At 70.6% G+C, this 25,125-nt stretch carries 24 protein-coding genes; 8 read left to right on the top strand and 16 right to left on the bottom strand.

Annotated elements, in window-relative coordinates; genetic code table 11:
• Positions 1-20 precede the first annotated feature (20 nt).
• Positions 21-851: an amino acid ABC transporter substrate-binding protein gene (locus tag ACU5E9_RS06645; protein WP_456812826.1), complete on the bottom strand. Its 831-nt coding sequence runs from the start codon at positions 849-851 to the stop codon at positions 21-23.
• A gap of 231 nt (positions 852-1,082) precedes the next feature.
• Here ACU5E9_RS06645 and ACU5E9_RS06640 point away from each other — a divergent pair, with 231 nt between their 5' ends.
• Entirely contained in the window at positions 1,083-2,072 is a 990-nt protein-coding gene (locus tag ACU5E9_RS06640) for an ADP-ribosylglycohydrolase family protein (RefSeq protein WP_456812825.1), read from the top strand.
• 21 nt (positions 2,073-2,093) lie between these two features.
• On the opposite strand, the gene ACU5E9_RS06635 is transcribed toward ACU5E9_RS06640, so the two are convergent.
• The 4 genes from ACU5E9_RS06635 to ACU5E9_RS06620 are packed head-to-tail and all read right to left on the bottom strand — an operon-like array spanning position 2,094 to position 7,691.
• Positions 2,094-4,208, bottom strand: coding sequence for a RecQ family ATP-dependent DNA helicase (locus ACU5E9_RS06635; RefSeq protein ID WP_456812824.1), 2,115 nt, complete (start codon positions 4,206-4,208; stop codon positions 2,094-2,096).
• Positions 4,205-4,684: a PPOX class F420-dependent oxidoreductase gene (locus tag ACU5E9_RS06630; RefSeq protein ID WP_456812823.1), complete on the bottom strand. Its 480-nt coding sequence runs from the start codon at positions 4,682-4,684 to the stop codon at positions 4,205-4,207. The genes ACU5E9_RS06635 and ACU5E9_RS06630 overlap by 4 nt, the downstream gene beginning before the upstream one ends.
• Positions 4,685-4,734: 50 nt before the next feature.
• Entirely contained in the window at positions 4,735-5,151 is a 417-nt protein-coding gene (locus ACU5E9_RS06625) for a VOC family protein (RefSeq protein ID WP_456812822.1), read from the bottom strand.
• 32 nt (positions 5,152-5,183) lie between these two features.
• Positions 5,184-7,691: a glycoside hydrolase family 65 protein gene (locus ACU5E9_RS06620; RefSeq protein ID WP_456812821.1), complete on the bottom strand. Its 2,508-nt coding sequence runs from the start codon at positions 7,689-7,691 to the stop codon at positions 5,184-5,186.
• An 86-nt stretch (positions 7,692-7,777) separates the two neighbouring features.
• Between ACU5E9_RS06620 and ACU5E9_RS06615 the strand changes: the two genes are divergently transcribed.
• Positions 7,778-9,082 carry a M18 family aminopeptidase gene (locus tag ACU5E9_RS06615; protein WP_456812820.1) on the top strand — a complete coding sequence of 435 codons (1,305 nt, stop codon included), beginning with the start codon at positions 7,778-7,780 and terminating at the stop codon, positions 9,080-9,082.
• A gap of 432 nt (positions 9,083-9,514) precedes the next feature.
• Here the strand turns inward: ACU5E9_RS06615 and ACU5E9_RS06610 are convergent, their stop codons facing one another.
• The gene (locus ACU5E9_RS06610) at positions 9,515-11,023 is read right to left on the bottom strand and encodes a SulP family inorganic anion transporter (RefSeq protein WP_456812819.1); all 1,509 of its coding nucleotides are present in this window, start codon (positions 11,021-11,023) and stop codon (positions 9,515-9,517) included.
• A 75-nt stretch (positions 11,024-11,098) separates the two neighbouring features.
• On the opposite strand from ACU5E9_RS06610, the gene ACU5E9_RS06605 reads away from it, so the two are divergent.
• Together ACU5E9_RS06605 and ACU5E9_RS06600 are read left to right on the top strand one after the other, a co-directional pair.
• Complete coding sequence (locus ACU5E9_RS06605; protein ID WP_456812818.1) at positions 11,099-11,719, top strand: MerR family transcriptional regulator; 621 nt, start codon at positions 11,099-11,101, stop codon at positions 11,717-11,719.
• Positions 11,720-11,749: 30 nt separating this feature from the next.
• Entirely contained in the window at positions 11,750-12,769 is a 1,020-nt protein-coding gene (locus ACU5E9_RS06600; protein ID WP_456812817.1) for a hypothetical protein, read from the top strand.
• Positions 12,770-12,837: 68 nt separating this feature from the next.
• Here the strand turns inward: ACU5E9_RS06600 and ACU5E9_RS06595 are convergent, their stop codons facing one another.
• Entirely contained in the window at positions 12,838-13,755 is a 918-nt protein-coding gene (locus ACU5E9_RS06595; protein ID WP_456812816.1) for an oxygenase MpaB family protein, read from the bottom strand.
• Between the two features lie 102 nt (positions 13,756-13,857).
• Here ACU5E9_RS06595 and menC point away from each other — a divergent pair, with 102 nt between their 5' ends.
• The 3 genes from menC (at position 13,858) to ACU5E9_RS06580 (ending at position 15,784) form a co-directional block, all read left to right on the top strand.
• Complete coding sequence (menC, locus tag ACU5E9_RS06590) at positions 13,858-14,967, top strand: o-succinylbenzoate synthase (RefSeq protein WP_456812815.1); 1,110 nt, start codon at positions 13,858-13,860, stop codon at positions 14,965-14,967.
• Positions 14,968-15,086: 119 nt separating this feature from the next.
• Positions 15,087-15,458: a VOC family protein gene (locus ACU5E9_RS06585; protein WP_456812814.1), complete on the top strand. Its 372-nt coding sequence runs from the start codon at positions 15,087-15,089 to the stop codon at positions 15,456-15,458.
• Between the two features lie 35 nt (positions 15,459-15,493).
• Positions 15,494-15,784 (top strand): hypothetical protein, encoded by a 291-nt coding sequence (locus ACU5E9_RS06580; protein WP_456812813.1) that lies wholly within the window; start codon positions 15,494-15,496, stop codon positions 15,782-15,784.
• On the opposite strand, the gene ACU5E9_RS06575 is transcribed toward ACU5E9_RS06580, so the two are convergent.
• Positions 15,744-16,604 (bottom strand): DUF429 domain-containing protein, encoded by an 861-nt coding sequence (locus ACU5E9_RS06575; protein ID WP_456812812.1) that lies wholly within the window; start codon positions 16,602-16,604, stop codon positions 15,744-15,746. The two genes, ACU5E9_RS06580 and ACU5E9_RS06575, sit on opposite strands and share 41 nt — an antisense overlap.
• A 72-nt stretch (positions 16,605-16,676) precedes the next feature.
• Here ACU5E9_RS06575 and ACU5E9_RS06570 point away from each other — a divergent pair, with 72 nt between their 5' ends.
• Complete coding sequence (locus tag ACU5E9_RS06570) at positions 16,677-18,152, top strand: sugar porter family MFS transporter (RefSeq protein WP_456812811.1); 1,476 nt, start codon at positions 16,677-16,679, stop codon at positions 18,150-18,152.
• Positions 18,153-18,175: 23 nt separating this feature from the next.
• Here the strand turns inward: ACU5E9_RS06570 and ACU5E9_RS06565 are convergent, their stop codons facing one another.
• The 8 genes from ACU5E9_RS06565 to ACU5E9_RS06530 all read right to left on the bottom strand — a co-directional run bounded on the left by ACU5E9_RS06565 (position 18,176) and on the right by ACU5E9_RS06530 (position 25,122).
• Positions 18,176-18,901, bottom strand: a complete 726-nt coding sequence (locus tag ACU5E9_RS06565) for an RNase H family protein (RefSeq protein WP_456812810.1) — start codon at positions 18,899-18,901, stop codon at positions 18,176-18,178.
• A 22-nt stretch (positions 18,902-18,923) separates the two neighbouring features.
• A complete protein-coding gene (locus ACU5E9_RS06560) occupies positions 18,924-20,102 on the bottom strand; it encodes a MarP family serine protease (protein WP_456812809.1) in 1,179 nt (392 codons plus the stop codon).
• Between the two features lie 43 nt (positions 20,103-20,145).
• Positions 20,146-20,460, bottom strand: coding sequence for a DUF6510 family protein (locus ACU5E9_RS06555; protein WP_456812808.1), 315 nt, complete (start codon positions 20,458-20,460; stop codon positions 20,146-20,148).
• Entirely contained in the window at positions 20,457-21,170 is a 714-nt protein-coding gene (locus ACU5E9_RS06550) for a ferredoxin reductase (RefSeq protein WP_456812807.1), read from the bottom strand. The genes ACU5E9_RS06555 and ACU5E9_RS06550 overlap by 4 nt, the downstream gene beginning before the upstream one ends.
• Positions 21,171-21,202: 32 nt before the next feature.
• Positions 21,203-21,796 (bottom strand): sulfite oxidase-like oxidoreductase, encoded by a 594-nt coding sequence (locus tag ACU5E9_RS06545; protein WP_456812806.1) that lies wholly within the window; start codon positions 21,794-21,796, stop codon positions 21,203-21,205.
• A 37-nt stretch (positions 21,797-21,833) separates the two neighbouring features.
• A complete protein-coding gene (locus ACU5E9_RS06540) occupies positions 21,834-22,208 on the bottom strand; it encodes a nuclear transport factor 2 family protein (protein ID WP_456812805.1) in 375 nt (124 codons plus the stop codon).
• A 60-nt stretch (positions 22,209-22,268) separates the two neighbouring features.
• Positions 22,269-23,699 carry a DUF222 domain-containing protein gene (locus ACU5E9_RS06535; RefSeq protein ID WP_456812804.1) on the bottom strand — a complete coding sequence of 477 codons (1,431 nt, stop codon included), beginning with the start codon at positions 23,697-23,699 and terminating at the stop codon, positions 22,269-22,271.
• 196 nt (positions 23,700-23,895) lie between these two features.
• The gene (locus ACU5E9_RS06530) at positions 23,896-25,122 is read right to left on the bottom strand and encodes a DUF4232 domain-containing protein (protein WP_456812803.1); all 1,227 of its coding nucleotides are present in this window, start codon (positions 25,120-25,122) and stop codon (positions 23,896-23,898) included.
• Positions 25,123-25,125 lie beyond the last annotated feature (3 nt).

Below are 25,125 nucleotides of genomic sequence, written 5' to 3'. Positions count from 1 at the left end.
GTTTCTCTCGTCGGTTGAGCCTACTGGGAGACGTCCGCCCCGAAGTAGGTGTCCGAGATGGAGGCCAGGGTGCCGTCTTCGCTCAGCGTGGCGAGGGCATCCGACACTGCTTCGGCCAGCGCGGTGCCGCCCTGGGCGAAGGCGAACGCGCTCTCCGAGCGGTCCTCGGTCTCGGCGGCGATCTTCAGGCCGGCGGCACCGGTCTGCTTCTTGTAGTCGAGGTAGGTGAGCTTGTCGTTGATGGTGGCATCGACGCGGCCGTCTTCGACCAGCGCGACGGACTGCGCCCAGCCCTCGACGCCCTGCACGGTGGCGCCGCTCTCGGTGGCCAGGGTATTCCAGTTGCTTGTGAGCGACTGGGCGGTGGTCTTGCCGGCGAGGCTCTCGAACGAGGTGATGTCGGTGTTGTCTTCCGGCACCACGATGACGCCGGTGGAGTAGGTGTACGGGGTGGAGAACTCGTAGGACTCCTCGCGCTCAGGGGTGATCGAGACCTGGTTGGCGATGGTGTCGAAGCGACCGGCCTCGAGGCCGGCGAAGATGGCATCCCACTGGGTCTCTTCGAACTTGGCCTCGACGCCCAGCTGGTCGGCGACCGCGCGGGCGACCTCGACGTCGTAGCCGGTGAGGTCACCGGAGCCGTCGGCGTGGAAGGAGAACGGGCGGTAGGTGCCCTCGGTACCGATGGTCAGGGTGCCGGATTCGAGCACGGAGCTGAGCGACTCGTCGGTGCCCGTCGTGGCGCTGCTGGTGTCGTCACCCGCGGACGCGCTGCACCCGGTCAGGGCCACCGCGGCGGCGAGCGTGAGGACTGTGGCGGAGACGAGGTGGCGCTTCATGTGAATGTTCATCCAATTTGCTATCGCGGGCTGTGGCCTGGTGGGTGCTGGGGTGTGGGTCTTCCGGGTAAGAAGGCACACACCGAGGTTAACAAGCCGCACACCACGGGGGTTATTCCGATGACGTCGAATGACACCCCTGACCCCCCGTTGTGGCACACCCGGCCACCTGTCGGGCGGTGGGCTTTCGGCATATGCTGCCGCCGTCGCACTCAACCCGAAGGAGTACGCGTGAAATTGTCGATGCTTCAACATGACCGTTCGTCCGGTGTTTTGCTCGGTATGGCCTGCGGTGATGCGCTGGGCGCCGGCTACGACCTGGCCGGCCCGCTGCCGCCCGACGCCCCTGTCGGCATGCGCGGCGGCGCCGATGCCGGTGCGCTGATGGCCAGGGGGGAGTGGACCGACTACACCGCGTTGGCCGTTCCGGTGGCCAGGGCGGCGGCCGACGGGCTCGACCTGCGCGCCGAATCGACCCTCGACATCATCGCCGCCGAGTGGGTGGACTGGGCGCACACCGCCCCCTTCGCCGGCCTGCAGCTCGGTGCCGCGCTCAGCGTGCCCGACCTCACCGCCGCAGCGGTGCGCCAGAGCGCCAGGAAGCGGCACGACCTGGTCGGCCGCAGCGCCGGCACCGGCTGCCTGCTGCGCACCGCCCCGGTGGCGCTGGCCTACCTGCACGACCCCCAGGCGCTGGCCGAGGCGGCGCGCGCACTCAGCGACCTCACCCACTGCGAGACCGACGCGGGAGACGCCTGTGTGCTCTGGGGACTCGCCATCCGTCACGCCGTGCTGGAGGGCGAACTCGACCTGAGGGTCGGCCTGGATGCGCTCGCGCCCGCCCGGCGCCAGCTCTGGTCGGCCCGTATCGCCACGGCCGAGCGCCGGGAGCCGCGGGAGTTCACCCGCAACGGCTGGGTCGTGCAGGCGCTGCAGGCGGGGTGGTCGGCGATCGTGCACACCAGGGACGACGACGCATCCCAGTACCGGCGCGGCCTGGAGGCTGCGGTGCGCGGAGGCGGCAACACCGACGCCGTGGCCGGTGTCGCCGGCGCACTGCTCGCCGCCCGGTGGGGCCTGGCCTCGGTGCCGAGCGAGTGGCGCCGCCTGGTGCAGGGCTGGCCGGGGCTCCGCGGCGCTGACCTCGTGCGCCTGTCGGTGCTCGCCGCGCACGGCCAGGACACCAATGAGGCCGGTGAACGGGAGAACTTTCGACTCCACGTAGTGCTGTAGCGGGGGTGGTGCTGGAGCGGGTCAGGACCGCAGGGCCAGAGCGAACGGCAGGACCTCCGGCGCGCCGGCCCGGCGGAGCAGGCGACCGGCGACGGTGATGGTCCACCGGCTGTCACCGAGGTCATCGACCAGCAGCACCGGTCCGGTGGCGTCGGCGAGGTTGGCCGCGAGTTCCGGCCCCACCTCGAACGCGCCCCAGACGCTGGAGAGCCGGTAGGCGCTGTTGCCGCCGGTCTCGCCGGTGGGCCCTGCGCCCACGAGGCTGAGGGTGCCGAGCATCGGCAGACGACCCACCCGGCTGAGCTCGGCCGCCACCGACGCCACGAGCAGCGGATGCTTCCGGGACGGCATCGCCACCACGCCCACGGGCCGCTCCGCCCAGCCCCACTCGGCGAGCACCCGCACGCAGGCCGCCAGCAGCGCCGGCGACGCGGGAGCATCCGGGGTGGCCGGGGCGAAGATGTCGCGGAGAGTGTTGCCCCAGCCCAGGTCGGTGAGCCGGGCCAGCGCCCGGCCGGGCAGCACCCGGTCGCCGGGGTCGATGCGGCCCTTGGCCGCCACCCCGAGGCGGTCGGCGCCGGTGGGCCACTGCGCGCGCGGTTCGAGGGCGACGCCCACCCGGTCGAGGGCGGAGGCGGCCGTGCTCGCGGCCCCGGCGAGCACCTCGGTGGGATACCAGGGCGAGGTGCAGTTGTCGCAGCGGCCGCAGGGCACGGCGGTGTCGTCGTCGAGGGCGCGCTGCAGGAACTCCATCCGGCAGCCGCTGCCGCGTTCGTACTCGATCATCGCGTTCTGCTCGTTCACCCGGGCCTGGCCGATGCGTTCGTACCGGTCGCTGTCGTACACCCACGGTTGCCCGGTGGCCACCCAGCCGCCGGTGACGCGGCGCACGGCGCCGTCGACGTCGAGCACCTTGAGGAGCAGCTCCAGGGGGGAGCGGCGCAGGTCCACCCGCGACTCCAGGGCCGGGGTGGACAGTGGGGCGCCGCCGGCGTTGTTCAGCGCGAGGAGCACGGCTTCCGCCTTGTGCTGGCTGGGCATCGACGAGGTGGCGAAGTACTGCCAGATCGCTTCGTCTTCCACCCCGGGCAGCAGCAACACGTCGGCGTTCTCGGTGGCGCGGCCGGCGCGGCCGACCTGCTGGTAGTAGGCGACGGGGGAGCTGGGCGCGCCCAGGTGCAGCACGAAGCCGAGGTCGGGCTTGTCGAACCCCATGCCGAGCGCGCTGGTGGCCACGAGGGCCTTGACCCGGTTGGCCTTGAGCAGGCCCTCGGATTCCTCCCGCTCGGTGGTGTCGGTCTGGCCGGTGTAGGCGCGCACCTCGTGGCCGGCGCCCTGCAGCAGCCGGGCGGTATCCTCGGCGGCGGAGACGGTGAGGGTGTAGATGATGCCGCTGCCGGGCAGTTCGGCGAGGTGGCTGAGCAGCCAGGCCAGCCGGGCCCGGGAATCCGGCAGGCGCAGCACGCCGAGCCGCAGCGACGCCCGGGCGAGCGGGCCGCGGATGGTGACCACGTCGGTGCCGCCACGAGAGACCTGCTCGGCCACATCCGTCACCACGCGGCTGTTGGCGGTGGCGGTGGTGGCCAGCACGGGCACCCCGGCCGGCATGGCGGCGATCAGGTCGCGCAGGCGTCGGTAATCCGGCCGGAAGTCGTGGCCCCAGTCGGAGATGCAGTGTGCCTCGTCGACCACGAGCAGGCCGACCCGGTCGAGCAGGGCGGGCAGCTGTTCGTCACGGAAGGAGGGGTTGTTCAGCCGCTCCGGGGAGACCAGGAGCACGTCGACCTCGTCGGCGCGGAGCTGGGCGAGCACGTCGGTCCACTCGTGCGCGTTGGCGGAGTTGATCGACACCGCACGCACGCCGGCGCGGGCGGCGGCGGCGACCTGGTCGCGCATCAGCGCCAGCAGCGGCGACACCAGGATGGTGGGCCCGGCGCCCTGGCGGCGGAGCAGAAGGGTCGCGACGAAGTACACGGCCGATTTGCCCCAGCCGGTGCGCTGCACGACGAGGGCGCGCCGGCGCTGGTCGACGAGGGTCTCGATGGCCTCGTACTGGCCCTCGTGGAAGTCGGCGTCCGCGCGGCCGACCAGGGTGCGGAGGATGCCGAGGGCGTCTTCGCGGGTGGTGGTGCTCACAGCGCGTCGAGCCGGGCGGCGACGTCGGCGGGGAACCCGCCGGTGGCGATGGGGCTCCACCGGGTGGGCGTGATGCGGATGAGGGACTTGTCCTGCAGGGCCATCGCCTCGCGGTACTCGGCCCAGTTCGGGTGCTCGCCCGCGATGCAGCGGAAGTAGTCGACCAGCCCGTCGCCGGCCTCGGGCATGTGCAGGATCTCGGCGGTACCGTCGACCTGCACCCAGGCGCCGTCCCACTCGTCGGAGAGCACCAGCACGGAGGTCTGCGGGTCGCGCTCGGCGTTCCGGGTCTTGGCCCGGGACGGGTAGGAGGAGATCACGATGCGACCCGCCTCATCGACTCCGCCGGACACCGGTGAGATCTGCGGCCGGCCGTCGCTGCGGGTGGTGGCCAGCAGCATCCGGTGCCGGGGTCGCACGAAGTCGAGCAGGTCGGGCAGGGAGACGGTGGTGCTGGTTGCGACATTACGGGCCATGCCCTCAGGCTAACCGGCTGCGCTGACAGAGCTGCACTGACAGAGCGGGGCTAGGGCAGTTGCTCCGGCACGGCCGCTGTGTCCAGGTGTACGACCTCCCAGAGGTGCCCGTCCGGGTCCTGGAAGCTGCGGCTGTACATGAAACCCATGTCCTGCGGTTCATAGGAAAAGCTGCCGCCGGTGGCGAGCGCAGTGTCGGCCAGCGTGTCGACGCCGGCCCGGTCGTCGGCGCTGATGGACAGGATCACCTCCGAGCTCATCGACGAGTCCACGATGGACTTGCTCGTGAACCGGGCCCAGGAGTCGTGGGTGAGCAGCATCAGGTAGATGTGGCCGTCGTCGAGCACGATGCAGGCGGCGGTGTCATCCGTGAACTGCGGGTTGAGGCTGAAGCCGAGGCCGCTGTAGAACGTCGTGGCGCGGTCGAGGTCCGCGACGGGCAGGTTGACGAACATCATCATGGACATGGGGCCAGTAAATTCCGAACCCTCCCGGCCCGCTAGGCACCGAGGAGGAAATCTCGGGTTTGGCCGGGGTAGAGCAGCGCCTCCCGCCCCTCCACCCGCACCCGGATCGGTGTGGCCCCGCCGCCGGGCAGCTGCAGCCGCAGGTTGCCGGCGGTGACCTCCAGGCGGATGGGCTGCTCGCGGTAGTTGATGCTGAAGCCGATCTTGTCGAGCTGGGGCGGCAGCGCCGGATGCAGCCACAGCATGTCGTCGCGGATCTCCAGGCCGGTGTAGCAACGCATCACCATGTCGATGGAACCGGCCATGGCGCCCAGGTGGATGCCTTCGTTGGTGGTGCCGCCCGGCACGAAGACGAGGTCGCTGTCCACCGCCCGGCAGAGCGCCTCCCAGGAGCGCCCCCGGTCGGACCGGGCATCCACCCAGGAGTGCACCACGTTGCTCAGGGTCGACCCGTGCGTGGACCTGGCCCGATAGAACTCGACGGTGCGACGGGTCAGTTCGGCGGAGAGTGAGTAGCCCAGGTCTTCGATCAGCTCCCGCAGCTCCTCGGCCGAGAACAGGTAGAGCAGCATGAGCACGTCCGCCTGCTTGGCGACCCGGTAGTTGTTGGTGCTGTCGCCCTCGGCGTTGAGGATCAGGTCGAGCCGGCCGAGGGCCTGGGCGTCGCTGCCGTACCGGGCGCGGTAGCGGTCCCAGTCGAGCTCGGGCAGCGCCTCGTAGCCGTCGAACTGGCTGAGTACCCCGTCGGCGTGGAAGACCAGGCGCATCCGCCGGCCGATCCTGTCCCAGCTGTCCACCTCGTCGGGGCGCAGCCGCAGCCGGTTCCAGAGCGGCCGGCAGGACCGGCCCTCGAGCAGCCCCACCGTGTCAACGGCCCGCCGCAGCACCCACGCGGCCATGACGTTCGTGTAGGCATTGTTGCGCAGGCCCTCGCCCGGGTGGCCGGGCAGGCCGTCGTGGAACTCGTCGGGGCCCATGGTGCCGGCGATGTCGTACCGGTCGGCGGCGTCGTCGTACTCGGTGAGGCTGGCGAAGAACCGGGCGATCTCCAGCAGCAGCTCGGCGCCCTGCTCGATGAGGTACTCGATGTCGCCGGTGGCCTGGTAATAGCCCCAGACGCTGTAGGCGAGGGCCAGGCCCACGTGGTGCTGCAGGCCGGAGTGGTCGGGCATCCACCGGTTCGTGCGCGGGTTGAACAGCTCGGTGGGGGTGACGTCGCGGCCGTCGATGCCGCTCTGCCACGGGAACCGGGCGCCCTCCTGCCCGGCGGCCCGTGCGGCGGCGCGGGCCTCTCCCAGCCGGCGGTAGCGGTAGCCGAGGAGCGACCGGCTGAGGTCTGGCCGGCGCAGGGTGAGTACCGGGTAGACGAACACCTCGTCCCAGAAGACATGGCCGCGATAGCCCTCGCCGTGCAGCCCGCGAGCCGGCACGCCCGCGTCGAGGTCGGCATCCACCGCGGCGACGGTCTGCAGCACGTGGAAGGTGTTCAGGTTCAGGGCCAGGGACTGCCGGGCGCCGCTGTGCAGGTGCACGGCGAACTCGTCCCAGAGGATCTGCCACTCCCGCTCGTGCGCCGCGAGCAACTCGGCTGGGTCCGCGGCGCGGCGCAACCACGTGGCCACTGCCGCCGACGGCGACACCACGGCCCGGTCCCTGGAGGTGCTGACGGTGACGACCTTCTCGACCCGCAGCGGCACGCCGCGCTCCAGGGTGAGGTCGAGTTCGTGGGCGACCCAGCGGCTGGAGTCGGTGAGGAACCGGCGAACCGGGTCCAGCCGCACCCCGTTGATGTAGACGCGGGTGCGCGCCGCCATGGCGATGTGGATGCCCGACCGGCTCGTCTCCACTTCCAGCAGCACCGACTCCTGACCGAGCGCCCGCGCCGTGCCGGGCATCAGGTGCAGGTGGGCGAGCAGCCGGTCGGCGGCCACGTTGCGGTTGGCCACCCGGCCGTCGATCGCACTCCGCACGGTGAGCGGGCCCGACCAGTCCTCGGCGGTGAAGGTGGTTTCCAGCACGGCGACGTGGGGGGAGGCCTGGGAGACGAAGCGCCGGCTCAGCACCCGGGTGACGTGGCCGCGGGAGTCACGGAAGCGCATCAGCCGGATGAGGAGGCCGCGGCGCAGGTCGAGTTCCTGGCTGTACTCGAGCAGGTCGGCGCTTTCCGGGTGGAACCAGCCGGTGTCCGGTGCGGTGAAGTCACCCACGCTGCTGGTGCCGGTTCCGGTGCGGAACCAGAGCGAGAGCCAGTTCGGGGCATTCACCATGTGCTCGTCGTCGCGGACGTGTTCGCCCGGGGAGGCCTCGGTGTCGCCGGCGGCCTCGCCGACGTGCACCTCGGTGCTGAGTGGGTTGTAGACGCCGGCGAGGTAGGTGCCCGGGTAGTGCACGGCATCCGTGCGGGCCTCTGGCGCCGCGCCGCGGGTGCCCCAGTAGCCGTTGGCGAGGGTGCAGAGCGCTTCCCGGTAGCCCTCGGTGTCGGGGTCGAAGCCGTCGAAGTGCAGCAGCCACGGGTCCGCTGTCGTGTCGCCCTCAGTCACGGATGCCTCCTCGCCTGTCCCGAGAGTCGCACCGCTTGGTGTCGTTGTCGAGGGCAACACCGCAAGGCGGATGGTTGGATGGAGCCATGACTTCTCTCTCGGCATACATCGACGATTTCGCCCGTTTCATCTCCGCGTCGCCGTCGTCGTATCACGCCGCCGCCGAGACGGCCCGTCGACTCGACGCGGCCGGCTTCGAACGCCGGGACGAGGCCGCGGACTGGTCGGTGCTCCCGCCCGCCCGATCCAGCCAGGCCGCGGCGGGTGCCGGCCGCCACTATGTGGTGCGTGACGGGGCGATCATCGCGTGGGTGCAGCCGGCCGGGGCGCAGGGGACCACGCCGTTCCGCATCCTGGGCTCGCACACCGATTCGCCCGGATTCAAGCTCAAGCCCAAGCCCACCACGGGATCGTACGGCTGGCTGCAGGCCGGTGTCGAGGTGTACGGCGGACCGCTGGCCAACTCCTGGCTCGACCGCGAGCTCGAACTGGCCGGCCGGCTGGTCACCGTCGACGGGGTCGAGCACCTCGTGCGCACCGGTCCGTTCCTGCGCATCCCGCAGCTGGCCGTGCACCTGGACCGCTCAGCCAACGAGGCGCTCAGCCTGGACCGGCAGCGGCACCTCAACCCGGTGTTCGGGGTGGGCGACATCCGCCAGGCCGACCTGGTCGGACACCTGGCGGCGCTCGCCGGGGTGGCCGGGGAGGACGTCGCTGGCTACGACATCCTCACCGCCGACACCAACCCGCCCGCCCGGTTCGGGCTGAACGACGAACTCTTCGCCGCCGGGCGGATGGACAACCTCTCCTCGGTGTTCGCGGGCCTGGTTGCGCTGCTCACCGTGTCCGACGACGAGGACTCCATCAGCGTGCTGGCCGCGTTCGACCACGAGGAGCTCGGTTCGCAGTCCCGCTCCGGCGCGAGCGGCCCGATGCTCGACGACATCCTCAGCCGCATCGGCGACGACCTCGGCGCCACGGTGTCCGACCGGCTGCGGGCCTACGCCGACTCCTGGTGTGTCTCGGCCGACGCCGGCCACTCCGTGCACCCCAACTACCCCGAGCGGCACGACCCGGCGAACCTGCCGCTGGCCGGCCGGGGCCCGCTGCTGAAGATCAACGCCAACCAGCGCTACGCCACGGATGCCGCCGGTGCGGCCCTCTGGGCCCGCTGCAGCGCCGCCGCCGGGGTGGCCTACCAGGAGTTCGTGTCGAACAACACGGTGCCCTGCGGCTCCACGATCGGGCCGCTCACGGCGACCCGGCTCGGCATCCGCACCGTGGATGTGGGCATCCCGCTGCTCTCGATGCACTCGGCCCGCGAGCTGGCGCACGTGAACGACCCGTTCGCCCTGTCTGCAGCGATCAGCGCGTTCTTCGCCGGGGCGTAGCCCGCGTCGCAGCGTGCGGGAGTGCTCGTGGCGTGCGAAAGTGCGCGCATTAACCCACGCCACGAGCATTTTCACCCGCCGCGAGACATATCGCGTGCCACGGGGTGCAGCAAAATGGTCGGTGGGTCGCGATACGCGGGAGGGTCGCGCCTAGGGCGAGCGCATACCCGGAAGGACAACTGTCGCGGCACTAGTTGGTGCTCGTGGCACGTGTTCGTCCCGGCGGCACATGCACGAACACGTGCCACCGCACGTGAGACGTGCCGCGGCGCGTGGTGCCGGCTGGTGGCGCACGTTGGTTGTCGTGGCCCAGGTTGTTCTTCGTGGCGCAGGTTGTAACCTGCGCCGGGAGAGATAACCTGCGCCGCGAGACCTAACCTGCGCCACGAGACATAAGGTGCGCCGCGAGACGCGGGGTGGGGCGTACAGCCGCTAGAGGCGCCCGGTGAGGCGGCCGTGCATGGCCCGGCTGCGTTCGTCGAGGCCGTGGAAGGCCACGGTGGCGCCGTGCTGGCGGTACTTGGTCTCGACCGAGTCGAGCACGGCCACGGTGGAGGCATCCCAGATCTGCGCCTGGGCCAGGTCGACCTCGACCGCGGCGGGGTCGATGCCGTAGGAGAACTGTTCCACCAGGTCGTTGCTGCTGCCGAAGAACAGCGGCCCGCTCACCGCGTACCGCACCGAGAGGCCGTCCTCGGCAAGGGTGCGGTCCACCTTCACCACGTGCGCCACCCGTCGGGCGAACAGCACCATGGCCAGCACGACCCCCGCGACGATGCCGATCGCGAGGTTGTGGGTGGCCACGACCACCGCGACGGTGGTGGCCATCACGACGGTCTCCGACACGGGCATCCGTCGCAGGGTGGCCGGGCCCACACTGTGCCAATTGACGGTGGTGACGGCCACGACCATCATCACGGCCGCCAGCGCCACCATCGGGATCTGCTCCATCAGGCCGCTGAGCGCGGTGACGAGCAGGAGCAGGAACACCCCGGCCACGAAGGTGGAAATGCGGGTGCGGGCCCGGCCGAGCTTCGCGTTCACCACGGTCTGGCCGATCATGGCGCAGCCGGCGATACCGCCGTACAGCCCGGCCAGCATGTTCGCGATACCCAGCGCCCAGGACTCGCGACCCTTCGTCGAACGGGTGTCGGTGATGTCGTCGACGAGCTTGGCGGTGAGCAGGGTCTCGACCAGGCCCACGAAGGCCACGCTGAGCGCGGTGGGCCAGATGATCTGCAGGGTCTCGAGGTTCAGCGGCACGAGCAGCGGGGTGAGGCCCGGCAGGCCGCCGGAGACGTCGCCCTGGTCGCCGACGGTGGGCACGGCCAGGTGGGCGATCATGGCGATCGCGGTGACGACGACGATGGCCACCAGCGGTGCGGGCACCGCCCGGGTGAACCGGGGCAGGCCGAGCACGATCAGCACAGTGAGCGCGAAGAGCGGGTAGACCAGCCACGGCACGTTCACCAGGTGCGGCACCTGCGCGACGAAGATCAGGATGCCCAGCGCGTTGACGAAGCCGATCATCACCGAGCGCGGGATGAAGCGCATCAGCCGGGCCAGACCGGTGACACCGAAGAGGATCTGCACGATCCCGGCCAGGAGCACCGCCGGGAGCAGGTATTCGACGCCGTGGTCGGCCACGAGCGGAGCGACCACCAGGGCGACGGCCCCGGCGGCGGCCGTGACCATGGCGGACCGGCCGCCGAGGAATGACATCGACACCGCAAGCACCACTGAGGCGATGAGGCTCACCTTGGGGTCGACCCCGGCGATGATCGAGAACGAGATCACCTCGGGGATCAGCGCGAGGGTGGTGACGACTCCCGCGAGCACCTCGACGCTCAGCGCCTTCGGCTGCCGGAGGGTGGCGCGCACGGTCGGCGGGGTGGGAGCGGACGGTGCGGCGGATGTCGAGGCGGTGGGGCGTGTGGGCAATGTGCAACTGTAATCGGCAGGGAAGATGCCCTCGGCATATAGACAGCGGCACTATCGGATAGTTACACTATCCGTATGAAAATGGCGCAGCTGAGCACGACCAGCGGGGTTCCCGTCGCGACGATCAAGTACTACCTGCGCGAGGGGCTCCTGCCGGCGGGGGAGCGGCACGGTCCCAACCAGTCCGTGTACGGCCCGGCGCACCTGCGACGATTGCGCGTCATCCGGGGACTGCTCGGTGTGGGCGGACTCAGCGTCGCCGCCGCCCAGCAGGTGATCGACGCCATCGATTCCGATCTCGGCCTGCAGCACACCTTCGATATCGCCCAGCGCACGGTGTCGGCCCAGATCCCGCCGGACTCCGTGTCGGCGGAGGCCATTGCCCACGTCGACGACGTGCTCAGCGGATGGCGGGTGTCGCCGGACAACCCCGGCCGCCTGGCCGCCGCCCGGGTGCTGCAGACTCTCGCCGAACTCGACCAGCCCGACCTCAGCGGCTGGGTGCCCGGCTACGCTGCGGCGGCGCTCGCCGTGGCGGAAGCCGACCTCGACGAGATCGATGCCCGCCCCGGCCTCGAAGCCAAGACCGAGATGGTCGTGGTCGGCACCGTGCTCGGCGACGCCCTCTTCGCCGCACTGCGCCGGGCTGCCCAGGAACACGTGTCCGCCCAGAGGTACGCACCGCCCACCCCGTAACCCCCATCCACCCGTCAGGAGTCCGTCATCATGGCCAGTACTCGCACCGGAACCGCCACCACCTTTCGCAGCATCCTGCTGAACGGGCCGCCGCCGCAGGGATCACCGCTGAACGGCCTGCCGGGCATCCGCTGGCACCGGCCGCTGCTCTGGCTCGCCGCCGGGATGGCGGTCGTCGCGATCGGCGCGGTCGTGGGCCTTGTGGTCGATCCCCGCACCGTCACGGGTGCGCCGCTCTGGGCCAAGCCGCTCAAGTTCGCTATCTCGGTGGGCATCTACGCCCTGACCCTGGCCTGGCTGATCGGGCTGCTGCCGGCCGGACCCGCCCGCCGGCGCCGGCTGGCCTGGTGGGCCGGCACCGTCGCGGTCGTGTTCCTGCTGGTGGAGATGGTGATCATCGTCGGAGCGGCCTGGGCCGGCCTGAGCAGCCACTTCAACGTGACGACGGCGTTCCACGCCGCTCTCTGGTCGGTGATGGCGGTGTCGATCGTGATCGTGTGGGTCGCCGCCGTGCCGCTGGCGATCCTGCTGCTCCGCACCGACCTCGGCGACCCGGGCCGCGCCCTCGCCATCCGCGCCGGCCTGCTGATCGCCCTGGTCGGCATGGGCCTGGCGTTCCTGATGACCGGGCCCACCGCCGCCCAGCTGGACGACTACCAGGGCATCGTGGGCGCCCACACCGTCGGTGTGCCCGACGGCGGCCCCGCCCTGCCGCTGCTGGGCTGGAGCACCGTGGCCGGCGACCTGCGCATCCCGCACTTCGTCGGGATGCACGCCCTGCAGGTGCTGCCGTTCTGCGCCCTGCTGCTCGAGGTGCTCGCCCGGCGGTGGCGCGCCCTCGCCCGCCCGCTCGCCCGCCGCGGCATCCTGCGCGCCCTGGTGGGCCTCTACCTCGGCGTGCTCGCGCTCGTGACCGGGCAGGCCCTCGCCGGCCAGTCCATCGTGCAGCCGAGCGCCCCGGTCCTGGCCATCGCGGCGGCCCTCGTCGTGGCCACGGCCGTCGCCATCACCCTCACCCTCCGCCGGGAATCCCGCCGGGCGCGGGCATAACTCCTGCAATTCTTCGCTGGAGCCCCGTTTTCGGTCCGAATCCGCCGTTTCGAGAAAATCTGCAGGAGTTATGCCACCGGGTCGGGGGAGTTGAGCCGGGCGATCCGGGTGCGGGCGGCATCCTCGGAGGTGGAGGAGGCGCCAAGGAGCAGGCGCACCAGGCCGAGCACGGCACCGGTGGCCCAGACCACCGGCAGGGGGGAGCGACGGAGGCCCAGCATCCGGCGGTATTCGGCGGGGATCGACGCGACGGCCCCGGCGAACATGATGCGGTAGAACGGCATCATCCCGCGCCGGAGCGGCGGGTTGCGGATGAAGCGCACCGCCTCGGCGACCCGGTCACCGCCCATCAGGACGCCGGCGTCGGAGAACGCGCGCAGCTGCGCGGCGAGTTCGGTGTCGGACCGGGGCGGGTCCTGCACGCCGACGAGTTCGCCGGCCTTGGCCCACTCGCGTACGTACCGGTCGGCGCCGCCGGGGATCGGGCCGCCCCAGAGCCGGTGGCTGGCGAGGAAGGCATCCGTGAACACCACGTGCACCCAGGCGAGCAGCTCGGGGTCACCCGCCGAGTACGGCCGCTCGACCCCCTGGGCGTCGAGGTACGTGCCCACGACCCGGTCGTGGAACCGGCCCACCCGGCTGGACTCGAGCTCGGCCTGCCCGGTGGCGGCGAAGGTCACGGTGACGAGCCACTGGATGGTGCCGCTGAGCCGGCCGAGCGGGTCCTCACGGTACCTCGACCAGTCGTGTACCCCGGCCATCGCGCCCGGGTGCAGGGTCTGCATGAGCAGCGCACGGATGCCCGCGACCATGGTGGCCATGCCGCCGTGCACGGCCCAGGACGCCGATCCCGGCCCGAAGAAGCCGGCATCGTCGCCCAACTCCATCGTGCCCACCCACGCCGGCCGGCCCTCGTCGTTGCCCGACAGGGTGACCAGGAGGTGTGAACGCCAGCTGTTCACGAATCCGTCGATGAGACTGCCCATTCTCGAACCCTAATCGACCGGTCCGGGCGGATGGCTGGGCGTGTGATCCGAATCCGGCCGGGAATCGGGCGTGGCTAGACTCCGAGGGAAAAGGAGCCGCACATGAGGATCGAGAACATCGAGCTGCGCCGGGTGGGCCTGCCGCTGGTGCGGCCGTTCCGGACCTCGTTCGGCACGATCACCGAGCGGGAGATCACCCTGGTGCACGTGAGCACCGCGGACGCGGAGGGCTGGGCGGAATGCGCCGCCGAGGTACGGCCGCTGTACAGCTCGGAGTTCCTGGCCGGCAGCGACCTGGTGATCCGCGACCACCTGATCCCGCGGCTGCAGGCCCTGGGCGACAGCCTCACCGCGGAGCGGGTGGCCGGCGCCCTCGCCCCGGTGAAGGGCCACCGGATGTCGAAGGCGGTGCTCGAGACCGCGATCCTCGACGCCCAACTGCGGCAGACCGGGCAGTCCTTCGGCGGCTACCTCGGCGCGGTACGGGACACCGTGCCGGCCGGCGTCTCGGTGGGGATCATGGACTCGGTCGACGAGTTGCTCGGCGCCGTGGTCGGCTACCTCGACCAGGGCTACCTGCGCATCAAGCTCAAGATCGAACCCGGCTGGGACCTCGCGCCGGTGCGCGCCGTGCGGGAGAGATTCGGTCCCGACCTGCTGCTGCAGGTCGACGCGAACACCGCGTACACGCTGGCCGATGCCCGGCACCTGGCCCGGCTGGACGCTTTCGACCTGCTGCTCATCGAGCAGCCGCTGGGCGAGCGGGACCTGCTCGGGCATGCGGCGCTGGCCCGGCTGATCCAGACCCCGGTGTGCCTGGACGAGTCGATCGAATCGGCCGAGGACGCTGCCGCGGCGATCAGCCTCGGCGCGTGCAGCATCATCAACGTGAAGCCGTCGCGGGTGGGCGGCTACCTGGAGGCCCGGCGCATCCACGATGTCGCGGCCGCGCACGGCGTGCCGGTCTGGTGCGGCGGGATGCTCGAGACGGGCATCGGCCGCGCCGCGAACGTGGCCCTCGCCGCCCTGCCGAACTTCGTCCTGCCGGGCGACACCTCCGCCTCCGACCGGTACTACGCAGAGGACCTCACCGCCCCGTTCGTGCTCGACAACGGTCACCTCCGGGTGCCCACCGGCCCGGGCACGGGGGTGGAGGTGCTGCCCGACGTGCTCGCGGAAGTGACCAGGTCGCGGCAGGACATCCGCTTCTAGCCGCCTCTGTCTGCTTCTAGCCGGCTCTGTCTGCTTCTAGCCGGCGCCCGGCCCCAGTCGTATGCTGGCGCCGTCTGCGTCGTGGCAGTCGGCCTCGGCGCGCAACGAGAGGATCCGCCATGGACATGAAGATCGAACTCGTCTACATCCCCACGACCGACGTCGACCGGGCCAAGAAGTTCTACGTCGACCAGGTGGGTTTCAACGCCGACTACGACCAGGTGGTGAGCGACGAGCTGCGTTTCGTTCAGCTCACCCCGCCCGGCTCGGCCTGCTCGATCGCACTCGGCACGGGCCTGACCGATATGGAGCCGGGCTGGCAACGGGGGCTGCAGATGGTGATCGCCGACGCGGATGCCGCCAGGACCCAGCTGCTGGCCGCTGGGGTGGAGGCCAGCGACGTGGACGAGCAGCCCTGGGGCCGGTTCGTCTACTTCGCCGACCCGGACGGCAACACCTGGGCGTTGCAGCAACTGCCGCCGCGGGACTGACCGGTGCCGACCCGCCGCGCACCTACGCTGGGCTGATGCCCTCCTACCGCGTGATCATGTCCATCGGCGCCCTGCAGAGCGGCGTTCGACCGGATGCGGTGCTGCCCGCCGCTGCCGCCGCGGCGGCGGACCTGACGACGGTGGAGGCCTCCGACCTGGCCGTGGTGGCCGGGTCGGCCCGCGCCACCGTGCGCTTCACGGCCGACGACGGCGATGCCGCGCTGGCCATCGGCCGTCACGTCGTCGAACAGACCCGGACGGTCGCCGAACCGGTGAGCTGGCTGGTCACTGAACGGGTGAAGGGGCGCTGGCTGCCGGTGCGCTGACGGCGCCGCGACGCTGCTCCGGCCGGGCCGGCGCGATGATCGTGCCCCGCCGGCCGTCGACGACCAGAGGGTCGGCGGCGCCGAGAACCTGGCTCCGCGCTGTGCCGAAGGTGCGCCAGAGCGACGCCGTCCAGGCGCAGAGCAGGGCGTCGATGAGGTCTTCGCGGTGTTTGTACGCCGTGTCGGTGAGTGGTGACGGCTCGGTGACCAGGCGGTCGGAGGCCTCGTGGCTGGTCAGGTCGAGCGGGGGAGAGGCCTTGTTCAGCCGCCAGATCCGTTCGATCAGGTCGTCGCACACCACGGCGCGAGCCGCCCGGCGCTCGATGAGGGGCAGCGCCGGATTCATCCGTTTGTACCGTGGACGTTTGTCGTCGTAGCCGAACTCCGCGGCGCCCACCAGGGTCGTGTACGGGTAGCACTCGAAGACGCTCGGAGTGGCGGAGTCGACCGGGTCGAGGCCGTCGGTATACGCCCAGCCCAGGTCCTCCAGCCGGCGGCGCAGGGTGACGCCGCCCAGCCGGGGCAGTGCCCGGTTGGAGGCGTTGGCCGAGACGTGCCACCGACCGTAGCGTGACCCGGTCTCCCGTTCGCAGATGCGCATCCCGGTGGGGTTGTTCACCACCAACGGCGCGTCGACGGCCAGGACGGAACCCGGTTCGACCAGGGATTGCACCCAGTCGACGACCTCGTCGATGCCGCGGGCCCAGCCTGCACTGATGACCCGACCGGTTTCGTCGATGCAGGCGAGCCCGCTCTCGTTCGCCGGTTTCGCCGCCGTGCCCTCCGCCCAGGCCAGATCCACCCCCAGGAAACGCGTCATGGGTCATGGATAGCACGTAAACTCGTCAGGTTGCTTATCAGCACACACACAATCGAAGAGGGGGATGTGGGAATGAACGACACGACTGAGCCTGCACAAATCACACCGGCCACGAACCGCAAGGTCATCGCGCTGGCGATCGCCGGCGCGTTCGGCGGCTTCCTCTTCGGATTCGACTCGTCCGTCATCAACGGCGCCGTCGAGGCCATTCAGGGCCAGTTCGGCCTCACCGAGGCCATCACCGGCTTCGCCGTGGCCAGCGCCCTGCTCGGTGCCGCGACCGGCGCCTTCCTCGGCGGCCGTTTCGCCGACCGGTTCGGCCGCATCCCGGTGATGCTCGCCGGCGCGATCGTGTTCTTCGCCAGCTCGGTCGGGTCCGGCCTGGCCTTCGGCGTGGTCGACCTCATCGTCTGGCGGGTGCTCGGCGGCATCGGCATCGGCCTGGCCTCGGTGGTCGCACCCGCCTACATCGCCGAGATCTCGCCACGGCAGATTCGCGGTCGGCTCGGTTCGCTGCAGCAGCTCGCCATCACCATCGGTATCTTCGCCGCCCTGCTCTCCGACGCGGTGTTCGCCACGACCGCCGGCGGCGCGAGCGAGATGTTCTGGTGGGGCCTGGAGGCGTGGCGGTGGATGTTCCTGGTCAGCGCCATTCCGGCCCTGGTCTACGGCGTGATCGCGCTGCTCCTGCCCGAGTCCCCGCGCTACCTGGTGCTGCACGACAAGGAGGACAAGGCCCGTGAGGTTTTGCTCCGGGTGACGCCGAACGGTGACATCGACCGCGAAATGCGGGACATGAAGGCCTCCATCGCGGACGACGTGAAGGCAAAGCGCACCGGGTCCCTGCGCGGGCCCGTGTTCGGCCTGAAGCCCATCGTCTGGGTCGGTATCACCCTGTCGGTGTTCCAGCAGTTCGTGGGCATCAACGTGATCTTCTACTACTCGACCACCCTGTGGAGCGCCGTGGGCTTCGAAGAGTCCAGCTCGCTGGCGATCTCGGTTGCCACGTCGATCACGAACATCCTGGTGACCCTGGTCGCCATCGCCCTCGTCGACCGGATCGGCCGCCGGCCCATCCTGCTCACCGGATCCATCGGTATGACGGTGTCGCTGGCCACCATGGCCATCGCGTTCAGCCAGTCGGTCATGGTCGACGGCGAGCTGTCGCTGCCGGGCGCGTGGGGACCGATCGCGCTGGTTGCCGCGAACGTCTTCGTGATCTCATTCGGCGCCTCCTGGGGACCGGTCGTCTGGGTGCTGCTGGGCGAGATCTTCCCGAACACCATCCGCGCGAAGGCGCTTGGCCTGGCCGCGGCCGCCCAGTGGATCGCGAACTTCCTGATCACGGTGACGTTCCCGCCGATGTCGGCGTGGTCGCTGCCGCTCACCTACGGCATGTACGCCCTGTTCGCCGGGCTGTCGTTCCTGTTCGTGTTCACCAAGGTGCCGGAGACGAACGGCATGTCGCTCGACGAGGCCAACACTCTGCTGCCGAACAAGAACGCGGCGAAGGCGAAGGCCGCCAAGAAGAACACGGCGCGGGCGTAACCCGCCGCTCAGCTCAGCTCAGCTCAGATCAGGTCGCGGAGCAGCTCTTCGGGGCTGACTCCGCGGCTGGTCGCCCGGCGCTTGAGCCGACCGAGCTCCTCGGCGCTCAGCGCCACCTGCACGGTGTGCGGGCGGTCGACCTCGAGGTCGAACAGGCCCAGGTCGGCGGAGGCGCGCGGCGCCGTTTTCTGTGCCGGAGCCACGGCTTTCGCGGGCGCTCCCTTCGCAGGCGTTCCCTGAGCGGGCGCCGCCGCGACTCGCGGGGTCGACGCCGGCACCGGTCCGCCGGCGACGAAACCCGGCCCGGCGGAGATCGTGGCACCGCGCTGGTAGGCCTCGGAGACCGCGCGGGCGCGGGAGTCGGCGGCCTCGTTGAGCGGGTGGTTCGCGTGGCCCTTGACCCACTCGAAGCGGTACTTGCGGCCGACCAGGGCTTCGTCGATCTCCTGGAGCAGATCGAGGTTCATCACCGGCTTGCCGTCGGCCTTGCGCCATCCCTTGGCCTTCCAGCCGCGCATCCACTTGGTGACCGAGTTGATCACGTACTGGCTGTCGCAGAGCACCAGGAGGTCGTCGTCCACATGAGCGGTGGCGCGGAACAGCTCGAGAACGGCCTTCAGCTCGCCCTGGTTGTTGGTGGCGTGCTTCCACCCGCCGGCGGCCCAGTTGTTGTCGTCGATGTACCAGGCCCAGCCGGCCGGTCCAGGGTTGCCAAGGGCCGAGCCGTCTGCGGCGGCGGTAATAGTCATTGCCCTAGTCTGCCAGCGACGGTCAGCTCTGAATGCAGGTGCCGGAATCGACCGCGCCGGAGAGGCCCGCCGCCTGGTCGACGACCGGGGCGACTTCCGACATCGCCAGCGCGTAGCCCACGTTGGCCGTGTTGGCGGCCTTGGCGAAGATGACCCCGGCGACCCGGCCGTCGACGGCGAGCAGCGGGCCGCCCGACTCGCCCTGCTGCACATCGGCCGCGAGCGTGTACACGGCCCGCGGGGTGGGGGACTGGCCGTAGATGTCGGCCACGAGCACCGAGTCCAGCGAGATCACCCGGGCCGGGTCGGAGTCGAACGGGCCACCGAACGGGTAGCCCAGGCTCACGGCCTCGCTGTCGACGGCGAGGTCGCCCTGCAGCGACAGCGGCGCGGCGGTGAGGCCGGGCACGGCGATGATCGCGAGGTCGTCGATGGGGTCGAAGTAGACGATCTCCCCGGTGATGGCGCCGGCTCCCGGCACCTCGACGACGGCGTCGGTCACCCCGGCCACGACGTGGGCGTTGGTGAGCACCCGCTCGGGCGCGATGACGAAGCCCGAGCCGGACTGGCTCTGGCCGCAGGCCACGGCGTTGCCGGTGATGCGCAGCACGGACTCGGCGGCCGTGTCGAGGGCGGCGCTGTCGAGCTGCGCGTCGGGCAGGGTGGGGCTCTGGCCGCCGAAGGCATCCGCGATCACGGGCAGGCCGTCGTCGACGACGGTGGAGCGCAACTCCGCGAGGAAGCTCTTGACCGGCACCGGGGTGACCGAGTCGATGGTGCGCACGACGCCGGACGAAGCGATGGCGGAGGTGAGCAGGGGGATGCCCAGTGCGCTCACGCTGAATGCCACCATCGAGATCACCGCGGCGGCGGCGGCCACGCCGACCACGGCGCCGAACAACCGGTCGATGCCGCGCAGCTTGCGCGGGGTGCGGTTGCGGAGGGCCCGCCCGATGGTTTCGCCGATGGTGAGGCCGGCAATCACGAGCAGCAGGGCCGCGGCGATCGACGCTGGGGTGCGCCATTCGATTGCGGGCACCCAGCCGGGCACCAGGGGCACCACGAAGTACGCAGCGACGGCGCCGGCGACGAGGCCGAGGAGGCCGCTGATGCTGCCGATCAGGCCGCTGCGAAAACCGGCCCCAAGACTGGCGAACAGCAGCACGATAAGAATGATGTCGAGGATGACCGAACCCTGCATGCACGCTCCTGCTTTGCGAGGCGGATGCCCCGCCAGTTGTAGCCTAGGCGGGCGACGGTGGGTTTTGCTGGGAAGCGCGCTCGTCCCGGTGCAGCTCCACGAAGCTCAGGCCGTGCAGGTCGAGACAGACGTTTTCGCCGGTGTCGACCATCCTGAGCAGGATCTCGGTGCAGCCGGGACAGCGCAACAACAGGCCGTGTGAACTCGGGTACAGCCGCGCGGTGGCGAGGGCTGCGGTGCGGCCGCAATGGGCGCAGCGCCCCCGGGCGCTGACGACGTCAATGGCGAAGAACTCGCTGAGCGGACCCGCGGCGGCGTTGCCGTCCAGGTAGTCGAGATCGTCGAGGTCGCGGGTCACGGTCTGGTCCCGGTACCGCCGTAGCGTTCGGTCTTGATCCGGTCGGCGGAGTGCCCGGCCTGCACGAGCCAGTCGGCGACGGTTTCGACGAAGGCGGTGGCGCCGCAGATGAACACGGCCGGATTGTCGGTGGCCGGCAGCGCGTAGTCGGCGACGGTCGCCGCATCCAGGCGCCGGGGCGGTGTGCTGCTGCCGGCCGGTGCCTCGCGGGTGTACACGATGGTGACGTCCACCAGCGGTGACCGGGAGAGGTCGTCGAGCTCGGCGCCGTAGTAGACGGCGTCGGGGCCGCGCACCGAGTAGAGCAGCCGGAACTGTGCGCCGGCGCCGGGGGTGTTCGGGTCGGCGGCGGCGTGAGCGCGAAGCATGGCCATCAACGGCACCACTCCTGAGCCGCCGGCGATGAGCTGCACGGGCGACGGATCCGCCGGATCCCAGACGAACCAGCCGCCGACGGGACCGCGCACCTCGAGCTGGTCGCCCACCGCCACCTGTTGCACGAGGTAGGGCGACACCTCACCGTCGGCAAGCTCCTCCACCGTGAGGTCGAGCTCCTCGCCGGGCAGCGCCGAAGCCACCGAGTAGGAGCGCACGGCGGTGTAGCCGTCCGGGGCGGTGAGGCGCACATCCACATGCTGGCCGGCCTGGTGACCGGCCAGGCCGGGCAGCCGCAGCCGCAGGGTGCGCGCGGTCCGGGTCTCCTGGGTCACTCCGATCACCTCCGCCACGTTCCAACCGGTTCTCACCAGTAACGCTCTTCGCGCCACGGGTCGCCGTACATGTGGTAGCCGTTGCTCTCCCAGAAGCCGGGCTCGTCCTGCCGCAGCATCTCGAGTCCGCGCACCCACTTGGCGCTCTTCCAGAAGTACAGGTGCGGCACCAGGAGTCGTGCCGGTCCACCGTGGGCCGGTTCAAGGGCCTCACCGTCGAACTCGTGCGCGATCCAGGCCTTGCCGCCGAGCAGGTCGTCGAGCGGAACGTTGGTGGTGTAGCCGCCGTAGGAGTGCGCCATGGTGAACTCGCAGTCGGACTCGACCGATTCGAAGAGGGTGTCGAGGGAGACGCCGCGCCAACTGGTGCCCAGCTTCGACCAGCTGGTGACGCAGTGGATGTCGGTGCTCACGTCGTCCTGCTTGAGCGCGAGGAACTCCGCCCAGCTCCACCGGTGCACCTGGCCGGTCTCGGTGGTGATGGTGAATTCCCATTCCTCCGGGGCGATGCGCGGCGTGGGGCCGGCCGACAGGACCGGGAAACCCTCGGTGAGGTACTGGCCCGGAGGGAGTGCAGGGTCGTCGCGGCGGCGACGGCCGAAGAAGCCTGGTGAGACGATTCCCATGGTGATCCTTTCGGGTGACTGGCGGCAGCCTATCGGGTCAGTCGGCCTCTGGTGCCTTGGCGTGGTCCATGTACCACTCGGTGCATTCGGTCGCGCGTCCGTCGGGTGCGAAACGGATGACCCACAGGTTGCTGTAAACGGGACCGTCGGTGTACCGGGTGGTTCCCTGCACCACGGTGACGTCCGGCGTCTCGGCGAGCGGTGCCCACTCGAAGGTGAAGCTCCCTGGGCCGTCGGCGAGGTCCAGCCAACCGTCGACGATCGCGTCGGCGCCTTGCCACGGCGCGGCGTACGGCTCGGTGCGGTAGGTGGCGTCGTCGGTGAAGAGGGGGCGGATGTCGTCAGGTTCGTTCGACGCCCAGGCGGACTGGTAGCCGCGCATCCACCGGTCCGTCCGCTGCTCGTTGTTCATCACTCCGTTGTAGTCGCATCCGCACGATCGGGCCAGTCTTTCGGCCGGTGCGAGAGGAGATTAGAACGGCGGGGGTGAATCGGGAAGCGGCGCCGGCGGGTGTTCGGGTGGCAAGGCGATGCTGGTGTCGGGTGTGTTGGTGTATTTCTTGCCGCCGGGGCTGATCCAGGTCAGGGCGCCGCCCGGCCCTTGTTGGGTGGTGAAGCTGGATTGGTGTTTCAGTCGATGGCAGCCCTTGCAGAGGCAGATGAGGTTGTCGACGTGGGTCTTGCCGCCGGTGTTCCAGGCTTGGGTGTGGTCGATCTCACTCAACGTGGCCCGCCGGTTACACCCGATGCCCTGGCAGGTTTCATCGCGGATTTCCACGTATCGGCGCATGTCCGCCGGCGGCGCGTACTGCTCGCTTCCCACGGAAAGCCGGGCCCCCGTCTCGGGGTGGGTGAGGATGCGGGTCCAACTGGTCGCCGTTCCCGCGATCTGCCGGGCCGTTTCCGGGTCGATCGGCCCGTACCCTTCGAGGATCGCGGGTTCGTCGCTGCGGCCCAGCAACGTCAACGCGGGAACGGTGATGTGCACCGTGCCGCGGATGCCGTGCCCACGCCCGCCCGGACCAACCCCGTCCAGCAGCAGGTCCCGGTACGCGTCGGCGCGACGCTGGTCCTTGGTGCGGGCCTGCACCGGCTCCTCCGCCCCGCCGCCCGCAGCACCGGGTGCGGCGTTGGCGGCGTTGGTCGCGTTGTCGTCCGTGTCGAGGTCGGCCGCGATCCGGCTGAGCCGGTCATACGCCGCCTGCGCTTCATCGGCTTTCAGGTAGGCGTTCAGCCACGCCATCCCGTCGGCGTCGGGCCGGAACACCACCCGCCGGGTCGCGAAGCCCGCGTCGGCGCGTTCCTGCAGCGGGACCGGGTGCATCCGCTCCCGGATCCGGAGAGCGGCCTTGGCGAACTGAGTCGAGGTGCGCTTTTCGGCCGCCCCCAGCACCGCCGCTTCAAAGCGCGGCAGCACCTCCTCGGGCAGGTTCACCGTGAGTTCGAGCATCTTCACCGCGTGCCCCCAGGTGTTCCGGCCCGCCGTCAACGACTCGTGGAACGCGGGCAGGTCCCCGGCCAGCCGGGTGGCGTCGAAGATCATGCTGCCGGCGGTGTTCGCCCGTACCCGCAACACCATCGCCGCCTCGGCCGCCATGCTGCGGCGGGCCAGTTCCTCGTCGTCCCAGGCCGGGCCGTGCGCGGCGGTGTCGGGGTCGTTGTGGCCGGACTCGATCGGGTCGCCGCGCAGGCCGGCGAGGATGCGGGGCTCGTGACCGAGCCGGTCCAGTTCGGCGAGCAAGCGGACCCGTTCGGCGTAGCAGCCGGCGAGGGCTTTCTCGTTCTCGAGCAGCGGGTCGATGACCGCACGGATCGCTTGCGCGACGAGATCCGCGACCGGGTCCACGGCGGCGTTGGGGGTGTCGTCGGGAAGGTCCTGGGGTGTGGCATCTGGGGTGGCCATACGCCTATAGAACCATGCACCACTGACACTCCCGATCTCAGTGAATCACTGGTGGAGAACCCGAAAAGCACCCACCTGTGGAGGAGCGGCCGACGCCGAAAATTGATCGGTCGGACCCGACATCGGCCCGGCCAGAATTACACTCCGCACCGCCTGGTAAATCTGGCCGGGGAGGTTCTGTCGAGAGCTGGTGCGCCTATTCGCCGGCTGGTGTGGGTTCGCTGACCGACCAGGCCGTGACGAAGACCTCGCCGCCGGCCACGATGTCCAGGGTGATCGGCCAGGAGCCGCGCTTCAACCCCGGATACAGTGCGGAGTACAGGGTGTACGTGGCCAGTTCGCCGTCGGTGGCCATCGCGTTCCAGCCGATTCTGGTCACTCCGTAGCCACCGGCGGGCACGGTGATCGGCATCGCCCCGGGGTCCTCGGCCATGAACGATCCGCCGTGCGTGATTGTCACGTCGATGGCCGACCCGTCCGCGTCGGCGAACGCGAGGTCGGGGTAGCCGTCGAGCACGCAGGGCGTGTCGGAGAAGTTCATCACTTCGATGCTGAGCACCCGGTGCCCGGTGGCGGCGTCCGGGTCGCCGAGCAGAGGAGTCGCCTGCTCGGGGGTGCACCAGCTGGGGTCGATGTCGTCCAGATCAGCGCCCGGCGCGACCTCGGCCGGAGGCGTGGCAACGACGTCTGGATCGGGCACGGCGCCGAGGGTGTGGCCCTCACCGACGGCAGAGGATTCGGCGGCAGCCACCCGGGCCGCCCGATTGCCGGCCCCAACGGTGCCGGCGGAGAGACACAGCGCCAACACGGCGATGCCTGCCAGCACCAGGTGCGGCCGGCCGGATGCGGCGGTGTGCTGCGCAGCCGCGGCCGGCGGGTCAGCCGCCGCGGCATTGTCTTCTCCCGCGGCGCTGGCGTGCGCGGCGAGCCAGCCCCGCGCGGGCCGGCGCGAGCCGAGCAGGGCCGGGATCCAGCCCCACAGCAGGCCCCAGTATCCGCTCTGCAGCATCACGCTGCCGGCGGGGTCGAGGATGAACGCGGCCCGGCTGGGCGGAAACCCGGTGACGATCGCGCTGAGGGCGAAAGGTGCGGTGGCGAGCACCCCGGTGGCGACGGCCACGAACCAGAGGGCGAGGAACCGGGTGGAGCGTGCGCCCGACCCCGCCCCGCCGACCAAGCCGGCCAGGAACAGGTGCACCAGGAAGACGACCACGGTCGAGACGACGGGCACCACGACGATCCAGGGCCAGGTGAGATTCCACACCCCGGACGGCATACCCTCCGACACCACATGGGACAGGATCTGGCGGGGCAGCCGCTCGCGCCAGGAAACAAAACCGAAGACCGCGGAACAGCCGAGCCAGAGGGCAGCCGCAACCACGCTCGGCCCCCAGCCGAGTCGTACGCGCCCCCACGATGACATGGC

This window comes from Cryobacterium sp. AP23, assembly GCF_054075385.1.
The sequence above is the reverse complement of the archived record's forward strand: the minus strand, read 5'-3'. Positions and strand labels throughout refer to the sequence as shown.